Annotated in this window: 7 protein-coding genes; 3 read left to right on the plus strand and 4 right to left on the minus strand. The window is 46.0% G+C overall.

The annotated features are described in order from the left end of the window. The first annotated feature begins 242 nt into the window (after nt 1-242). The 3 genes from MHH49_RS02155 to MHH49_RS02165 all read left to right on the plus strand — a co-directional run bounded on the left by MHH49_RS02155 (nt 243) and on the right by MHH49_RS02165 (nt 7,539). Nucleotides 243-1,148: an ArsR/SmtB family transcription factor gene (locus MHH49_RS02155; protein WP_036675644.1), complete on the plus strand. Its 906-nt coding sequence runs from the start codon at nt 243-245 to the stop codon at nt 1,146-1,148. Between the two features lie 482 nt (nt 1,149-1,630). After that, the gene (locus MHH49_RS02160) at nt 1,631-6,430 is read left to right on the plus strand and encodes a LamG-like jellyroll fold domain-containing protein (RefSeq protein ID WP_076272370.1); all 4,800 of its coding nucleotides are present in this window, start codon (nt 1,631-1,633) and stop codon (nt 6,428-6,430) included. A gap of 194 nt (nt 6,431-6,624) precedes the next feature. Continuing rightward, a complete protein-coding gene (locus tag MHH49_RS02165) occupies nt 6,625-7,539 on the plus strand; it encodes an ArsR/SmtB family transcription factor (protein WP_076100540.1) in 915 nt (304 codons plus the stop codon). A gap of 49 nt (nt 7,540-7,588) precedes the next feature. Here MHH49_RS02165 and MHH49_RS02170 read toward each other — a convergent pair whose 3' ends face one another. From MHH49_RS02170 to MHH49_RS02185, 4 genes are all read right to left on the minus strand, one after another. Further along, the gene (locus MHH49_RS02170; protein WP_076100542.1) at nt 7,589-7,870 is read right to left on the minus strand and encodes a DUF6171 family protein; all 282 of its coding nucleotides are present in this window, start codon (nt 7,868-7,870) and stop codon (nt 7,589-7,591) included. Nucleotides 7,871-7,882: 12 nt separating this feature from the next. Further along, the gene (locus MHH49_RS02175) at nt 7,883-9,379 is read right to left on the minus strand and encodes an alpha-N-arabinofuranosidase (protein WP_076100543.1); all 1,497 of its coding nucleotides are present in this window, start codon (nt 9,377-9,379) and stop codon (nt 7,883-7,885) included. 108 nt (nt 9,380-9,487) lie between these two features. Continuing rightward, the gene (locus tag MHH49_RS02180) at nt 9,488-10,195 is read right to left on the minus strand and encodes a DUF421 domain-containing protein (RefSeq protein ID WP_076100545.1); all 708 of its coding nucleotides are present in this window, start codon (nt 10,193-10,195) and stop codon (nt 9,488-9,490) included. Nucleotides 10,196-10,357: 162 nt separating this feature from the next. Then, entirely contained in the window at nt 10,358-18,325 is a 7,968-nt protein-coding gene (locus MHH49_RS02185; protein ID WP_341137850.1) for a polysaccharide lyase family 8 super-sandwich domain-containing protein, read from the minus strand. Nucleotides 18,326-18,350 lie beyond the last annotated feature (25 nt).

Genomic DNA, 18,350 nt, shown 5'->3' on the forward strand with positions numbered 1-18,350 from the left:
ACCATTCATGTTCACTTTCTTTGAAAACGATTAACTTGAGATTAGTATACATTCATTGTGAAAGCGTAGTCAATAACATTTAAATAAACTTAACAGAATTTTTTTTCGTTTAATTAACCTTTTGATTCATCTCTCGGAGATGAAAGCGATATTATATTTACTTCGGTTACCTTTCATGTTACTTTATATATAGATTAATAAACTTTACAGTATATGAAATAACTTTGAAAGAAGTGGGTAAAATGCAGTTGGAAATCGACAAATCCTCTCTTGTTGTTTACGAAGCTTTAGCGAGTGAAGTACGCATCAAAATTATTCAGTTGCTCTCCAAAAATAAGATGAACATCAAAGATTTGGCAGAAGAACTTAAAATAAGCAGTCCTATCGTTACCAAACACATTAAAAAACTAGAAGATGCAGGGCTCATAAAAACGGAAAAGGTGCCTGGTAAATCAGGAATGCAAAAAATTTCAATTCTTAGGGTGGATCATATTGAGATTAACTTCCCGAAGAAAATCTTTCACTCTTTTGCCTCCTACGAGACATCAGTGCCGATTGGTCATTATACCGATTATGATCTGAAACCTACTTGCGGACTTGCTACGGATAAGGAGTTTATCGGCAGAGTAGACGAACCTAAGTATTTCATGGATTCTAAAAGAGTGGACGCAGAGATTCTCTGGTTCACTCAAGGTTATGTGCAATATAATATCGCTAATTTCCTAAAAAAAGAGGAAACCCTACAGCAATTTGAAATTAGCTTGGAGCTTTCTTCCGAATTCCCCTTTGCTAATGACGTATGGCCTTCAGACATCACCTTTTCTTTGAATGGCTTGGAATTAGGGACTTGGACGAGCCCCGGGGATTTCGCTGATGCTAGAGGTAAATTCACACCGGAATGGTGGCCACACAATATCAATCAATACGGATTGCTAAAAACGATTAGAATTACAAACCACAATGGAACTTACATTGACGGTGACCCGCTGTCTCAGGTTTCGATTGAGGATTTAGATACGACTTGTGACCGTTGGACCTTTCGGATCGAAGTGAAGGAAGATGCAAAGCATGTAGGAGGAGCAACGATTTTCGGAAAAAAATTCGGAAACCATGATCAAGATATCATTTTCAAATTGTACTATCTGTAAATTTTTCTTTTATGTTCTAAGCAAAACTGGTTCTTTTTGCGGGGGTGAACAACTAATTAGCTATTCTTCCTTAGCTCCCCCCCACCCGTTATGCCCTACCCCCTCTCTTTATCCATGCTGATATATCCCGCCTAGTCATCCATTCACCAAATTTCACTCTTATCCACTTCAGCATTAATCACCAGTAGTTAAATCATTTTCCTCTTATTTGAAATTATAATTTATAAAAATATAAAAAGATTCACAGATTTATAAATTTCTATTTGACTATTTGCTGATATCATGCTTAAAATGAGAGCATTATAAAACGTTTTCCTTGTTATGGTTTAGTAACACATAAATTAAAACCATTTTCATATACGAAAGCGTTTTTTTAGTAGCTATTTATGTAAGCGTTTTACATTTTTTTCAGTAAAGAAGGGAAGAATTGGAAAAATACGCGTGTACAAGCTCTACATCACTAGAATCGGAGGATCATACATTTGAGAAAAACTACTGGTAAACTAACCGCTTCCCTGCTTGCACTCACTCTATTAGTGCCTGCTCCATTAATTTCTGCAGCTTCTGCAAGCGATTCCAAATCAGTCGCATTATCCACTCAGCAACAAATCGCCGATTATTCCGGCCACTGGGCACAGAAGGATTTTCAATCTTGGGTAGATAAGGGCTTGATTCTGGGTTACGGAAACGGAATATATAAGCCAAATCAAGAAATCAACCGTGCAGAGTGGGTTACTCTGGTTAATCGGGTCTTTAATTTGCAGGAAAAAGCCGAAATTGGCTTCACGGATGTTTCCACGACAGGTGCTTACTACAGCGATATCCAAAAAGCAACCGCTGCAGGATATGTGACAGGATACAGCGATGGCACCTTCCGACCCGCACAGCAAGTAAGTCGTCAAGAAGCTGCAGTAATGTTATACAGACTGTTCCAACTCAACTCATCTGTTGGCACTTCTGCACCAAAGGATGCTGCTGATTTGCCAGAATGGAGCCAAGAAGCAGTATTGTCTTTACTTGGTGAAGGTTATCTGCAAGGCTACACTGACGGCAGCTTTAAAGGAACTCAGGCTGTAACAAGAGCGGAAGCACTGCGCATGATTGAGAAGCTGGGCGGAGAAATCACACCTAAGAGCGGAAGCTATTCGGGGATTAACACTCGGAATATGGTTATCAGCAGCCCAGGCGTAGAGTTGAAAAACTCCACAATCTCAGGGAATCTCTACCTTACCGAAGGTATTGCTGAGGGCGATGTCACACTGAATAATGTCACTGTTAAGGGAAAAGTATTCGTTGCCGGTGGCGGTGAGAACAGTGTCGTACTAAGCGACTCCAATGCTGCTGAAATGGTAGTAGATAAGCATAACGGCAAGCTGCGCGTCGTTACTAGAGGCACAAGTGCTGTACCAAACGTACGCGTACATTCCGGTGCAATACTAGAGGAAGATGCATTAACGGGGGCAGGTTTCAGCCGGGTTATTGTTGAGAATACGCTGCCTAAGGATTCCATCCTCAAGCTGAAAGGAAGCTTTGATTCCGTTGAGCTTCAAGCGTTGGGAGAGCCTACACTCCATCTGACAGCAGGCAGTATTGCTGAAGTTACACTGAAGCAAAAAGCCAAGCTGCGTGTAGAGGCAGGTACGGAAATCAAGAATCTAATCCTTGGTTTCAACGATATCCTAACCATCCAAGGCACGGGTAAGGTTATCTTTGATAGCAAGTACAGTCAGCTAATCCATTTTGAAACACCAACTCCAACGGCTACGGCAACCACTGGTACTGGTGGATCTAACGGCGGTTCTGTTGCTACATCAGCTCCGGAAGTTACAGCTACTCCGGCTCCAACTGCTACACCAGATCCAACGGCTACACCAAATCCAACAGCTACACCAAATCCGACGGCTACGCCTAGTCCGACGGCTACACCTAGTCCGGGAGCAACTGCACCAGCACTCACCAATGTCTCGGTGCATGATCCATCGGTGGTTGTGGATAATGGAACTTATTATGTATTTGGCTCCCATATCGATGCGGCCAAATCAGATGATCTGATGAACTGGACACAGTTCACTAATGGTTATACAACACCGGGCAACGTGATTTTTGGTGATCTGTCCAAGAATCTGGCAGAATCCTTTAAATGGGCTGGCGAGAACGATTCGGACAGTAAAGGCGGATTCTCCATCTGGGCACCGGACGTATTCTGGAATAACGATTATAAGAACGCTGATGGAACAACTGGCGCTTATATGATGTATTACAGCGCTTCTTCTACTTATATCCGTTCGGCGATTGGCTACGCCACTTCGCAAAATATCGAAGGGCCTTATACTTATGGAAATACCGTAATTTATTCCGGTTTCACCAAGGAAGAGGCTTATGACAGTGACAGTAAAGTAAATAAGAAATGGGACAATACAAATATCAAGGACCTTATCGGCAATGGAACGCTGGAAGGTGTCAATCCAGATTGGTTTAATGCAGGTGGTTTGTATCAAAACAAAACCTATACAAATGCAATTGACCCAACTATTTTCTACGACAAAGACAACAAGCTTTGGATGACTTATGGTTCATGGTCAGGTGGTATATTCATTCTGGAGATTGATCCAGCTACCGGAGAACCTAAATATCCAGGCAAAGATGGAAAGACCGCTGATGGACGTCTTATCGACCGCTATTTCGGAACCCATATTTCTGGCGGAATGACCAAATCGGGTGAAGGTCCGTATATCGTTTACGACAAGGATACTGGTTACTACTTCTTGTATGTAACTTACGGTGGACTTGACTCCAAAGGCGGTTACAGCATGCGGCAGTTCCGTTCAACAAATCCGGACGGCCCTTATACGGATGCAGCAGGACAGAATGCTGTTCTAACTACCGATGGTGACAACACACCATATGGTAATAAGCTATTAGGAAACTTCATGTTTACAAATCAAAATGCAGACCCGAATTTCCAAACGTATGGTTATGTGTCCTCAGGACATAACTCGATACAATATGATGATGAAACGGGTAAAATATTTAACTTCTTCCACACTCGTTTCCCACTCCGTGGTGAAACACATGAACTTCGTGTGCATCAAATGTTCACTAACGAAGATGGCTGGCCAGTAACTGCCGTACATCGTTACACGGGTGAAACTATTGGGGCTGTAGCACGGGATAATGTTGTCGGCTCTTATCAGTTCGTAAACCACGGCAAAGATGTTTCAGGCATCATCAAACCCACAGTAGATATCGAGCTGAAAAGTGACGGAACGATCGCTGGATCGTTAACCGGAACTTGGGAATTGAAGGATGAGTACTTCGCTCATTTGCTTATTAACGAAACGGAAAATGGAAACACCGTACAACATCTCTACAAAGGTGTATTTGTGAAGCAATGGGATTCCTCACGCCAACAGCATGTTATGACGTTCACCGCAATGTCAGATCAAGGAATCACTATCTGGGGCAGCCAGATGGAATCGATGAGCGTTGAGCAGATTTTGAACAATATTGCTGCAGGCTTGAGTATTGGTGACACAAGAAAAATATACGATGACATCACCCTCCCTACGGAAGGCTTGCGCGGAGCAGAAATTTCATGGTCCTCTTCCAATGAGGCTGTAATTGGTAACAATGGTAATGTTACTCGTCCTGAACTTGGACTTGGAAACGCTACAGTTGAACTGACTGCTACAATTAAGCTGGGCGAAGTCGCAGTAACTAAAACCTTCACCGCCGTTGTTATGGAAAAAAAGAGCACGCAACTGGAAGACGGCTTAGTAGCTGCCTTTGACTTTGATGGCGACCTTGCAGAAAATGGTGATCGTACAGCTGACGGCATAGTCACCGGAAATCTGATCAACAACACTGAGGATGGAGACATCACTTTTGAGGCTGGTAAAGACGGTCAGGCAGCCAAGTTTGATGGCAAATCCGGTGTTCGTCTACCTGACGGATTAATTCAAAGTAGCGCATACTCGGTAGGGATGTGGCTGAATCCATCCGAATTAAAAGCTTTTACTCCTGTATTCTTCGGTGCTAAAACCGAAACGAACTGGTTCAGTCTCCTGCCTTATGGAAACGGTGGAGCAACCACTAGACTCTGGTTCGGTAGCGAGACTTGGCTGGATGCTGATACAGGCTTACAAATTCCAGTTAACCAGTGGACGCATGTAGCCTTCACTTACAATGCTGGAACAGTCAATATGTATGTAAATGGTGTATTGAAATCCTCCGGAAAAGGATTCACAGATATTTTTGATACAGAAGACGGCGTATTTGCTCTTGGTGTGAACTATTGGGATGCACCCTACAAAGGTTTGGTTGATAAATTCCGCGTGTATGATAGAGCATTGTCTGCGGAAGCTGTAGGCTGGCTTGTAAACGGTGAGCCTGATACGAACATCAAAGTAAGTAATATTTCATTCAGTGAAGCTGTTAAATCAGTAGCTGTAGGAAATACTTTCACCCCTCAAGTAAGTGTGCTTCCGACCAATGCCGGAAATAAGGCGCTAACTTGGAGCTCTAGCGATTCCAGCGTAGTGGCTGTTGACGCAGCGAGCGGAATAGTAACAGCACTAACTGTCGGTGGCCAAGCTGTAATTACTGCAACAGCGACTGATGGAAGCGAAGTTTCAGCCAGCTACACAGTAAATGTAACTGAAGGAAAAGTAGCTCATTATGCTTTTGATGGCGACCTGGATGACTCCTTCCAATTGAACGGAAAAGGCGAAGTTACAGGAGCAAAAGTAGATAGCCCAACAGTAGGCAATATCACATACGGTAACGGTGTCCTCGGTCAAGCTGCAATATTCAACGGTACCTCCGGTATCCGTTTGCCTGATGGATTAATTGACAGCAATACCTACACCGTATCTATGTGGCTAAACCCTGAACAACTTACAGATGCAACAACTACTTTCTTCGGCGCTGCCACTAAAAATAGCTGGATTAGCTTCGTTCCTCAGAACGGTGGCGGTAAAACGTTGTTATGGTCCGGAGAAGCTTGGTATGATGCTATTTCTGCCATGAAGATTCCAGTAAATACATGGACACATGTTGCGTTTACGGTCAGCAATGGAACCGTAAAAGTTTACCTCAACGGAGTAGAGCAGTTCTCTGGTGAGGGCTTCCCGAATGTCTTTAAGAATAAGAATGGCGTTTTCGCTCTAGGCGTCAACTATTGGGATGCACCATTTAAGGGTATGATTGATGAACTGAAGATTTACAGCAGAGCGCTCAAATCAGATGAAGTACAGGCAGAGTATAGCTCGAACGTAGATTAAGCAAGACTTGATTTGAAAAGAGAGAGCGGAGCCACAGGCTCCGTTCTTTTTTTAAAGTCCCATATTGTAAAAAAAGTATTTAACTAATATAATCATTAACTATACGTCCGAGATAAACGTCGATTTTTATATTGTTATTAATAAATTTCTTAATCATCGGCGATTAGCCCATAAATTTTAATTGGAGGCCATTTATGAAACTTGACCTGTCGGAAGAATCCCTTCCCGTCTATGAAGCTTTAGCCAGCTCAGTACGCCTACACATGTTGCGTTTGCTTGCCGAAAATCCTATGAATGTTAAGGAATTGGCCGCAGCAGTAAATTTGAGCAGCGCAATTATGACTATGCATGTGCGTAAGCTGGAAGCTGCCGGCCTGATCCAGACGCATATGGCACCTGGTCGAAGTGGTCTGCAAAAGATCTGTACTCTAGCTGCTGAAGGAGCAGAAATCACCTTTCCAGGCAGACAAATCAATGAGCGCAAAAGTTATCGTAAGGAAATTCCGGTTGGACATTATTCCGACTTCCTGATCGAGCCAACCTGTGGTCTTGCAACTACTGAGAAAGTGATCGGCAGTTTTGATGATCCCCGATATTTCTGGGATCTTGAGCGTATGAATGCGGGGATTCTTTGGTTCGGCAAAGGATTTATTGAATATAAAATCCCTAATTTCCTACTCTCCAGCCAGCATCCTGAGGAATTGATTATAACCATGGAAATTGCTTCCGAAGCACCTTCCATTAATAATAATTGGCCTTCGGATATCACATTCACTCTGAACGGAGTGAAGCTTGGATTCTGGACAAGTCCTGGTGACTACGGGGATAGCCGTGGTAAATATACACCGGCCTGGTGGCCAGCACTCACGAACCAATACGGCTTGCTCAAGCAGCTGCGCATTACAGCAAAAGGTACATTTATGGATGGTTTGAAGCTCTCAGAAGTTACCCTTGATCAAGTGAATATCCGTGACAAACAGTGGTCTTTTAAGCTTTCCGTAGATGAAGATGCCGAGCATATTGGCGGGATTACTCTTTTTGGCAAAGGTTTTGGAAATTACAATGAAGATCTAATCGTTGAATTGTTCTATACGGATAACCAAGAATAAAGCCGCATTCACCTCCCATTGGAGAGTCGAATGCGGCTCTTATTTTAGCTTAATTCTTTTCGATAAAGGGGCCCCACAAGCCACCCCCGGGTAATGGACAACTACGTTCCTTAAGCTTGGCTACTACGGGGATGATGCAACCGCAAGCGACGCAAGTTACCCCTTCGTGCAGCTTAGGGCAAGTCCCACAAAGGGCAACCCGTTCAGCGTAAACTTCATCTGGAACACAAAACTCTGGCTTAAACATGGAAGAAGACAAGATACGATTAATCTGCGTTGGCGTAACTTTATAATCCTCTCTGCATCCCTTGCATGTTGATGTTGTTGACATGGTAACACCACCTTAAGCCTTCGGCGTAATCTCCAGCACAGTTACTGACATTGGAGGCAGTTCAACATTAAGAAGATCGCCCTCCAGAGTAAAGGCAGTGAAGGCTTGCGGCACTACTGCCTCCGGTTGGCTGAAGGTATTGTGAGCATCAATTTTGTCACCGGTAAGTGTTGTGCCTGTCACTTCAACCTTCTTCCCGGAAAGACCACGAAGCTCGAGTGGTACAGTAGCAGAAGCTGCATGGTTCAAGTTGCAAAGGCTGACATGAATGATTCCAGAAGCAGTTACGGAAGCCGAAGCAGATACTTCAGGAATCTCACGGCCTTCAAAGCTGTAAGTGCCACTTTCCAGTGCCAAATCCAGCAGCTCCGCATCCTGATGGACTTTAAACATATTGAACACATGATACGTAGGAGTCAGCACCATCTTTTCCCCTTCGGTCAATATAACTGCCTGAAGTACGTTAATCGTCTGCGCAATATTTGCCATACGTACCCGGTCACTATGTTTATGGAAAATATTCAAGGTCACGCCTGCCACAAGAGCATCCCGAATTGAATTTTGTTGATACAGGAATCCTGGATTCGTTCCCGGCTCTACATCATACCAAGTTCCCCACTCATCTACGATAAGGCCTACTCTTTTATCCGGATCATATTTATCCATAATAACGCCATGTCTGGTGATCAGCTCATCCATGCGAAGGGCTTTCTCTAATGTACTAAACCATTCACTCGTTTCAAAGCCTGTAGCTGCACCTTTATTCTCCCATGCTGGACCAGGGATTGTATAATAATGCAGGGTAATCGAGTCCATAAAGCGTGTTGCCTCACGCATCAGAACCTCCATCCAGTGATAATCATCCACGTTAGGACCACAAGCAATCCGGTGAATACGATTGTCCCCGTAATTACGTACATACGTCTGATATTGGCGATAAAGATCTGCATAATATTCTGGACGCATATTCCCGCCGCAGCCCCAGTTCTCATTCCCCACGCCAAAATAAGTCACAGCCCAAGGCTCTTGATGGCCATTCTGCTGGCGAAGCTCGGACATTGGAGATACGCCTCCAAAGGTTAAATACTCCACCCATTCGGACATCTCTTGAACGGTACCACTGCCCACATTACCGTTAATGTAAGGCTCACATTCCAGCATCTCACATAATTCCATGAATTCATGCGTACCAAAATGGTTGTTCTCAACGGTTCCGCCCCAGTGAGTGTTGATCATACGTTTACGACCTTCACGGGCTCCGATACCATCTTTCCAGTGATATTCATCCGCGAAACATCCGCCTGGCCAGCGAAGTACAGGAATTTTAATTTCCTTAAGCGCTTTCACGACATCATTACGAATACCGTTGGTGTTAGGAATAGTTGAATCTTCTCCAACCCAAATCCCTTCATAAATACAACGGCCAAGATGCTCAGAAAAATGTCCGTAAATATTTCTGTTAATCGTTCCTTTGCGAATGTCAGTATTAAGGATCGCACGTTCTGCCATGGTTAAATACCGCCTCTCAACGTTTATATTTTTATTAACTAATTAATAATTATACAAACATTATAAGATGCTGCTTAGGTATCCGTCAATCTCCAATATGAACAAAAGCTATTCTTTATCAATAGGTTTCTTTATCCCGTCTTCATAATAGTCAAAAATGAGCTGCTGCTGCGTTCCTCTTACCCCGTAAAACACATCAGAAATTTGTTTTCCCTTACGTCTTAACTCGTTCTCCAGCCACTCGTGGGTCAGGCTATTATCCTTAAGATTATCTGCAAGCACTATTCCATCCATAATCAATTCAACGGGAAAGCTCTGAGGAACGGACAACAGCTTTAGATCTTTTCGGGTAACATATTGGTACTCTTGTTTCTTTAATACAGACACCATTCCGTTATCTTCCAGCACAGCGTATTCTACTACCTCTAGATTAAAGATTTCCTTTTCTCTCAATGCCTGATCCAAAGAGTCCAACGAATACCTTACCTTTTTCATATTTTGCTCAAGAATTTTCCCATCCTCAATAAGTACAGTGGGTGAACCTGAAATCCAGCTTCTCATTTTACGACTTTTTAAAGCGATGACAGATAGTAAAAAAGATGTAACGGTAACGACTATAAGCGCCAGGATCATGTAGGAAGAATGCAACTGTTTATTAAACGCCAAGTTCGCGGCTATTGAGCCCAATATAATACCCGTCACGAAATCGTGGAAGGTCAAGTTAGATAACGTTTGTTTTCCCAATATTTTGGCGATCAGCAAAAGCATGATCATAGCAACAAAGGCCCGAAGCACAATGTCCATATACACCTGCATCTCTAATGCTCCCTTCCTATTCAATCCTCCATTATTCACAAACCGAGTAGAAATGAAACCTCAACGAAAGCTCTGCCCATCCAAACCTGCCGATTTCTCTAAACGCCAAAAGGGCTCTGGAATGGTTCTACTGAACCTTCCCAAAGCCCTGGCTTCAAATTCTTACTTTTCAGTCTTAATTGCTAAAAGATTGTATAGAACCATTGCACTCTCAGCTCGAGTTGCTGAGCCTCCCGGAGCGAATTGCTGGTCACTTCGACCCTGGATAAGTCCAAGGGCTTGGGCAGCAATGATCGATTCACGGGCCCATGAGGCAGCCGCACGCAAGTCACCGAATTGGATTACAGGCTTTGGTTCCACCTTTTTCCCGCTGACATATTGGTAGGCTCGCATCACCATGACCGCCATCTCTTGGCGGGAAATAGGGGCTTCTGGAGCGAAGAGAGTCTCACTCACCCCATGGACTATCCCCGCCTCTACAGCCTGCGCCACTTCCTCCGCATACCACTCATCCGCAGATACATCCGCAAATGCTGTAGATGATTTCCCTTCAAGTCCCAGCAAGCGGATCAGCATAGCTGTAAATTCTGCACGGGTCACTGACCGGTTCGGCTCGAAATTCCGAAGTCCGACTCCTTGAATCAGATGTTTGGCCGTTAGCTCTTGTACAACCGCCGCCGCCCAATGTCCAGAAGGAACATCGTCATACGATTTGTTGTATTCCAGCACAGCATATGTGCCTAAGTATTCGGTGCGCAAAGCCACCTTGCCCTTCAGCCAGGAACCGCCCGCATACTCTATATTTCCGGAATCCGGAAAATAATAGCCGCCGAGCAAATTCCTTTTGGCCTCAGGGTAGGCGTTAAGCTCTAATGTAACGGGCTCAACAAATTGGTGAAGTATGCTTCTTGTACCGTCACCAGCAACAATATACAGGTTAAAGAGAAGGAACTCTCCTGCCTGGTTTAGCACTGCACCAGATTTCTTCTCTGCGCTAGCTAGTATTCTCTGCGCCGCTTCCCCATTCACCTCAGAAGCCTCCAGAAAGATCTGGCTACCGGCCAATTGCTCCGCAGGAATCAAACCCCGTAATTGTTGAAGCACCGCTGCCGGAAGGGTCACATTAAAGTTAGAAGCCTCTACCCGAAGCGGCTTCTGTTTGAGCATGTCTGCTGCCATCCCCGGCAATACTAGCATTCTCAATTTACCCTCGTAGACAATGGCTGCCGAAAGATCGTTCAACGAAGCTGCGTTTAGTTGCAGCCGCCCCGCCGTTACCTCCGGTACGGAAGGCACTTGTGGTTGCGGACTCGGAACAGTTGAAGTATTGTCTTCCGCTTGTAGAATCTGAAGCGTCAGCTTGCTCTGCCGTCCTCCGTAACTTGCAGTAATCACTGTCATGCCCGGATCAAGTGCTTGCAGCTGCCCCGTTGCCGTTACTGTGGCTACCTTCCTGTTACTGCTCTCGTAGATCACACCCTCTGTTACCGTAAGGTGGCTATCATCACTATATACCGCCGTTGTGACCACCTTACCGCTCTGCCCTATTTCCAAGGATGTCGGACCGCTTAACGAAATAGAGACGAGCTCCGGCAGTTGTTCATACACCTTTAATAAATAGGAAGCGGTCATGTTGTCATATACGGATGAAATAACCGAAACGCCCGGGCCTTTAGCTTCAATATGGCCATCTTTGCCTATACTTGCGACGTTAGGATCGCTGCTCTCATAGACTATACCTTCGGTTACTATATAACGGCTACCATCGCTGTACACTACCGAAGTAACCGCCGTTCCGGTCTCCCCGACACCCAGGCTTTCCGGGCCGCTAATTGCCGTTGAGACTCTTTCTGTAGGCTCCATGACCGTCACCTGAAGCTGTCGGAACGGCTCTACATTGCCAGCCTTATCCACCGAACGATAATCGATCCCGAAGGTTCCGGGGTTCTCGATATATACGCTCTGAGTAACCGTATTCCATGCACCACCATTGAGCCGGTATTCTGTCCGCTTGACTCCCCAGCCGACAGCTCCCCCATTGGATTGGTCGGTGACATCAAAAGTGATATTGACTTTGCCCTTATATGCGCCCCCTTCTCCTGTTTCTCCAAGTATGGTAGCCTTCGTGACTGGAGGTGTTGTATCTTTCGGCAAAATTTCCAGATACGCGGCATATTTGCCATTCTCATTCTTACGGCTTCTTATGTCTGTGGCGAGATTATAGCCTACCTGCCTAAGAGCCAGACTTATCACCGGATCGGAAGGGAACTCCGTGCCAACCCATGAGGTGATATCGAACTGCCGCCACTGCTCCGGTCCGGAAAAAGTCTGCAGCGCAGCTTGAGTACCGATTTTTGGAGCATTATTGTAATTTAGCGTTGCCTCCGTCCAATCATCATCTTGGACTCCAAATACACCGATATCGGACAAAGTGCCTGCCCCGTCATTTGTCTTTCCGAACACATTCAGCTTCACAGAACCGACTTCACCGACAAACGGACTCAGATCGAATTTTAGATAAACCCTTCTGTCTGTGTCCCCGCTGCCATTTCTGATTTGCAAGTAATTGACCGAACTATAATTGACTGCAGCTTTCGATCCTCCATTGACATACGCATCTTCAGAAACATACAGCTTCGTTATTGCCGCTTCGTCTGGTTCCGAATCGGAAGGCTCAGAAGGTTCGGCATTCGGATCAATTCTGAACTTGACAACATGGCTTTTTCCTTTGGACCCGCTTGTATGAATTGCGAGTTCAATCCTCGGCGAGGTCTGCAGTACCGTTACGGTTGGATCTTTCATCAGTTCTTCCAGCGCGGTTCTGCCGACATCCACATTCACCACAGATTGAGACTGTGTCGGATCCGAAATGGCTATCGTCAGTTCATCTCCAGACTCCTTGATAATAATGGAGGCTGGATGATTGGCGCGCACGGATTCGATCATTCCCGGTACCCAGAAGTTCATAGCCATAAGTCCCAGCTTCTGTTCCTTGACGGCTTGCACACTATCCGTGTTGGCTATAATTTCGATGTCAGGACTACTGCTATAGCGCGCTGTCGCCGTTTCATCCTGATTCGGCAGAAGCACATACGAATACGATTGATTCACCGGATTCGTTCCCTGAGCAATCGACAGGCTGGCATAATTTCTCGTAATCGGCTCCGTTGATCCCCCTTGATTAATATCCTTCCATGCGCCAGTCCGAGACTCACGCAGACCGTCAATCGTTGGGGCATCAGGGAAATAATAACCGATTCCCGAGCCGGGAACATTGCCTTCCAGATGTGCCCAATGCACCTGATTCATTGACTCAGACCAACCCAGCGCGGATGGCTTGGCCTCTCCGTTGACCGTAAGTACATTGTCTCCGCTCGCCTTGAGCTTACGGTTATCTACGATGGTCTCCACCTTGCGGTTATCTGTGCTTGTAATGCCTGCCCCAAGCGCTACGATTTCATCATCGAACATGAACCAGGACTTTTTACCGGACAATGTGCTGTTATCCGGATCCAGATCCATGCCGGCCGCTCCATAAAGGCCGTCTATGGATGATCCTCCCACCCATGTTTTAGATGTAGTCTTGGCTGCACCGCGACTTGCCCCATCCGATGTAACCCCAGGTAGACGGTAAGCGTTCACGGTCGGCCAGAATGCATCTGCATATTGATCCAGATCCTGATTATACAGATAGGTCATGCCTTCGCCTGTATACCAGCCCTTCAGATTCTCTGTGCCCGCTTCATAGTTGGCAATTCGGGCCGAAGACATGCTGATCCCAAAGGCATATCCAGGCCGATGGTGGACAATCCGGTCCATAGCCGAAAACTGCTTATGCACAGTAAGGTCTCCTGATGGCTGCACCTCTGGATCGTCCATAAGCGTCTGGAGCAGAACAATATCGGCTACTCTTAGACCGTCGTAATAACTTTCTACTACCGTATCGGCTTCGAACCAATACTTCACCATCGATTTAAATCGGGCCGCTTGCTCCGGTGGCGCGGAAGAAGCCAGCCGCAAAATATGCGACCAAGGCACGAGCTGCCGGTTTCCCCGGGCTATCGATCTACCGAACACCATATCCATCATTAATTTTCTGTAGACAAGAGGTTCATAAGAATCCGTTACCCAGTTGTATACATTCTTCATATTGGTATCAGTCAGCGGCCAAGAGGACCCTGTCAGCAAAGTCATCATTTTCATCATATCGCCAAGCAATACAGCCCCATAACTGCCGGTATAAGCAATATTATTATGCTGGATAAAGGAGCCGTCCTCATAAAATCCGTCTCCGCGGGTCACATAGGGTAATACTTGGCTAACTGCATCCCGCCCTTGTTTGATCTTCGCGCTGTCACGATTATAAATGCCCCTCAAGACCACTGCCAGTGCTTTATCCAGCCGATTCGCGCCGGTTTCCATCAACGAGGGTTGATTGGTCCGTTTGGTTGGGTCCGGGCAGAATTTATCAATGGCTTTGGTATATTTGGTAATCTGATCGCCTGACAAATACTCGAACATTAAGGCCATCGTATCTCCCAATGCAAGCGGAATGCCGATCTCCCATTCGAACCAATTGCCTTTCTCCAGTTTGGTTTCGTTATACCAATTCGCGTATAGGAAATCTAAACCGTCCAGAATATCTGATTTCAACTGCATATTCTCGTACAATGGTGAGCCGGATGTCGAAAAGGCAATAGCCATATCCTTCAACCGGTTATAAGAGGCTGCCGTATCAAAAGCATCCGCTGTGCTGCCCGGCTTATCGCTCCATAAATAAGTACGGTTCATTTGCTTGTTCATCGTATCCCAGAATCCAGTTCGCTCCTGATTACTGATCTTATCGGATAAAGTTTTTATAGACTTGGCAATGTCCGGGTTATTCGGGTCGAAGGATTGCCCTCCGGTCAAATACTCCACCCATCTTCCACGAAGCTCGTCATATTCGTCTTTTGGAGTCTCTCCTTCAGTAATATTAAATTTCAATACATGCGTTGCCCCTATAGAATTCTTCACATCCACCGTTATAACTGTATTTCCCGAAGCTTGCACTACTTCCGTCTTGCTGTCTTTGCTGAGCAATGTCAACCCCGGCACATCCAGTTCTAGGGCCAATAGGTTTTGCGATTGTGTAGGATCAGACACCGAAACGATAAGCTCCTGATCGGTCTGCTGAATCATCACGGAAGCTGGATTGCGTGCCTTGATGAAATCCACCGTTCCGGCATTCCAGAAATTAGCGGCGGTTATGCCCAGCTTTTTCTCTCTGACTGCATGCACATCCTTGCTGTTGCTCAACACTTCGATATCCGGGTTGCCACTATAGTCTTCAGTACCGGCAATGTCACGATTAGGCAACAGAACATAGGAGTATGAGCCATTCGTAGGCGTATCTCCATGCTCAACTGCCAGGCTTAAGTAGTTGCGCGTAATGGGAACATCGGATTGAGTGGCATTAATCTCTTTCCAACTGCCGGTTCTGGCTTCACGTTGCGCCAGTATACTTGGAGCTTCAGGGAAATAGTAGCCCACGTCGGAACCTGGCACATTACCCTCCAGATGGGCCCATTGAACGTTCTTTAACGTCGCTGACCATCCGGACTGTGACGGTTCTACAGCTCCGTTGATTAGAAGTTTGTTGTTTCCCACTTCGTTTAGCATCCGGTTATCGATAATCGTCTCAACAGACTGCGGGCCGGCAGTTGATTTGGAAATTCCCGAACCAAGCGCCACAATCTCATCATCGAACATAAACCAGGATTTCTTGCCTTGCAAATCGCTACCGGTCACTTGGGAGAGTGAGAAATCCATACCTGCTGCACCGTATAGGCCTTCCAGCGACGATCCACCCACCCAGTTTTTCGGATTCATGTAACTTTTCCATTCCACAGGCACCATCCCCTGCCCCGATCCATCCGTTGTCGTGCCAGACAAGCGATAGGAATTGACGGTAGGCCAGAAGTCATTGCGGTATTGGGTCAGATCCTGATTGTATAAATAGGTCATCCCAATCCCCGTATACCATCCTTTCAGGTTCTCGTTATTCCCTTTCTCAAACGCCGAGATACGATTCGAGAACAGACTCAAACCGAAGCCGTAACCTTCGCGTAGATGAACCACCCGGTCCATGCCGGCGAATACCTGATTCTTAATGAGAGCTCCTCTTGGATTGATCTTCCCGTCATTCATCAGCTTTTTCACAATCGTTATATCGGCAAGCGACAACCCTTCATAATAATTGCCGGATGTCATATTCGCTGAGATCCATTCTTTCGCCGCTTGCTTAATGGATACTGCAATATTCTCCGGAGCAGTTTCAGCCATCCGCAGCAAGGTGACAATTAACCCTCTTGCGCTGCCGCTTCCTTTTCTAGATATACCTCTGCCATTTACCGAATCCATAAATTGACCGTTGTAGATCACCGGCTCGTAAGTCTGAGCCACCCATTCGTAAATGTTCAGAACATTCGGGTCCGTTATTGGCCATGGAGAATCGGTCAGCAGATAAGACATATCCGCCGTCCCTTTGAGCCAGACCGAACCATATCCTCCCGTATAGGCAATATTATTATGCTGAACGAGGGAACCATCCTTATACACACCGTCACCATGGGTCGTGTACACATACTCGGAGCCAATAGAATCACGGCCCTGAATGATCTTTGCACTGTTGTTGCCAATCACGCCTCTTACCGTGACCACAAGCGCTTTATCTAGTAGATTTGCTCCCGTCATCTTCGTGCCCTTAACGCCAAGCACCGACCCTACTTTGGGGTCTGGACAGAAGGCATCAATAGCCGCAAGATACTGATTGATTTGCTGCGGTGTTAGATGGTCGTACATGAGCACCATAAGATCATTCACAATCTGCGGCGTGCCAATCTCCCAGTCCCACCAGTTTCCATAAGCGCTTTTGCTCGGATTATAGCGGTTTGTATACATCCAATTGATTGCGCTTACAATATCATTCGCCAAAGCGCTGTTGCCGTAAAGCTCCGATCCCTCCACAGAATAGGCCAATGCCATAGTCTTCAAGCGATTGTAAGCGCTTGTAATAAACTGCGAATCTGTAGTGCTCGCGGTATCACTCCACAAGGAGGTGCGGCCGGAGGATTTATCCATACTCTCCCAAAGTGCAGCAGCCGATGCAGCCTGAGCGCTAATACTAGCAGCTATATCAGGATCACTCCCATCGTATTGACCACCACTTAATCGGTCGTACCATTTCAGCCTCAGTTTATTGTAGGCCTGTATCATGTCGGGAGCTTCGACAGTAACCAGACATTCGGCTGCAAGGCTACCATCCGGTGTGGCGATCTTGATGGTCGAAGAGCCGATCCCCGTACCCATTACATTACCAAGTGCGTCCACAGTCGCAGCTTCTGGATTGCTCGAAGTCCACACTACCGTTTTATCCACCGCCGTTATAGGGGATAAAGTGGGCAGAAGTGCAACCGTGTCCCCTTTGACCATAGAAAAGGCCGTACGGTCTAGCGCAATTCCTGTAAGACCCGCATATTCCTCCAATGCGATATCATCTATCCATAGCTTTCCTTTTCCAGTCTCCAAAAAAGGCTCGATGACTAGCTTCGTCGCGTTAGCCGGCATAGTTAGAAGTACTTGCTGCATACTCCAGTCCTGTGTGCCTGTTATTTTGGGAGAGGAAGGTCCATCTCCCACTTTGGCAGTATTGTAATACTGTGTTCTAAAGTAGGCTCCCTGTCCAGTGACGTTGTCCGTCTTTAGCCAGACTTTAAGTCTGTAGGATTTACCGGGGATAACCGAAGTTACCCCCTGATTGATGGAAATCCTGCTTGTGGCAAAGGCATCGAACAGCATGGACCGGGTTCCTTCATGCGCAGTGCCAGCGTCTATCTTGATATTCGCTGTTTTATTCGTGCCTTTCCCGCTACCTGTAGGGACCCATAAGCTCCAGCCCACCGGAGCAGCGTCTGTAACCCCTGTCCAGGTTGAGTCAAGGGCTGTCGTTGTATTCTCAAAGCTTCCGTTAAGCATAAGATTTGATGCAGCCGCAGATGCCCTGCTATGCGAGGGATAAAGAACTCCCCCACAGGAAGAAAAAAGATCAACAATGAGAACTAATACTAAAAATAGACTTGGTTTACGCATTTGTTCACCCCAATCTTAGAATTGG

This window comes from Paenibacillus sp. FSL F4-0122 (genome assembly GCF_038002845.1).
GTDB classification, from domain to species: Bacteria; Bacillota; Bacilli; order Paenibacillales; family Paenibacillaceae; genus Paenibacillus_AQ; species Paenibacillus_AQ odorifer.

Coding starts and splice junctions, on each gene's coding strand:
- MHH49_RS02155 (WP_036675644.1), top strand. CDS start 243: ATGCAGTTGGAAATCGACAAATCCTCTCTTGTTGTTTACGAAGCTTTA.
- MHH49_RS02165 (WP_076100540.1), top strand. CDS start 6,625: ATGAAACTTGACCTGTCGGAAGAATCCCTTCCCGTCTATGAAGCTTTA.
- MHH49_RS02170 (WP_076100542.1), bottom strand. CDS start 7,870: ATGTCAACAACATCAACATGCAAGGGATGCAGAGAGGATTATAAAGTT.
- MHH49_RS02175 (WP_076100543.1), bottom strand. CDS start 9,379: ATGGCAGAACGTGCGATCCTTAATACTGACATTCGCAAAGGAACGATT.
- MHH49_RS02180 (WP_076100545.1), bottom strand. CDS start 10,195: ATGCAGGTGTATATGGACATTGTGCTTCGGGCCTTTGTTGCTATGATC.
- MHH49_RS02185 (WP_341137850.1), bottom strand. CDS start 18,325: ATGCGTAAACCAAGTCTATTTTTAGTATTAGTTCTCATTGTTGATCTT.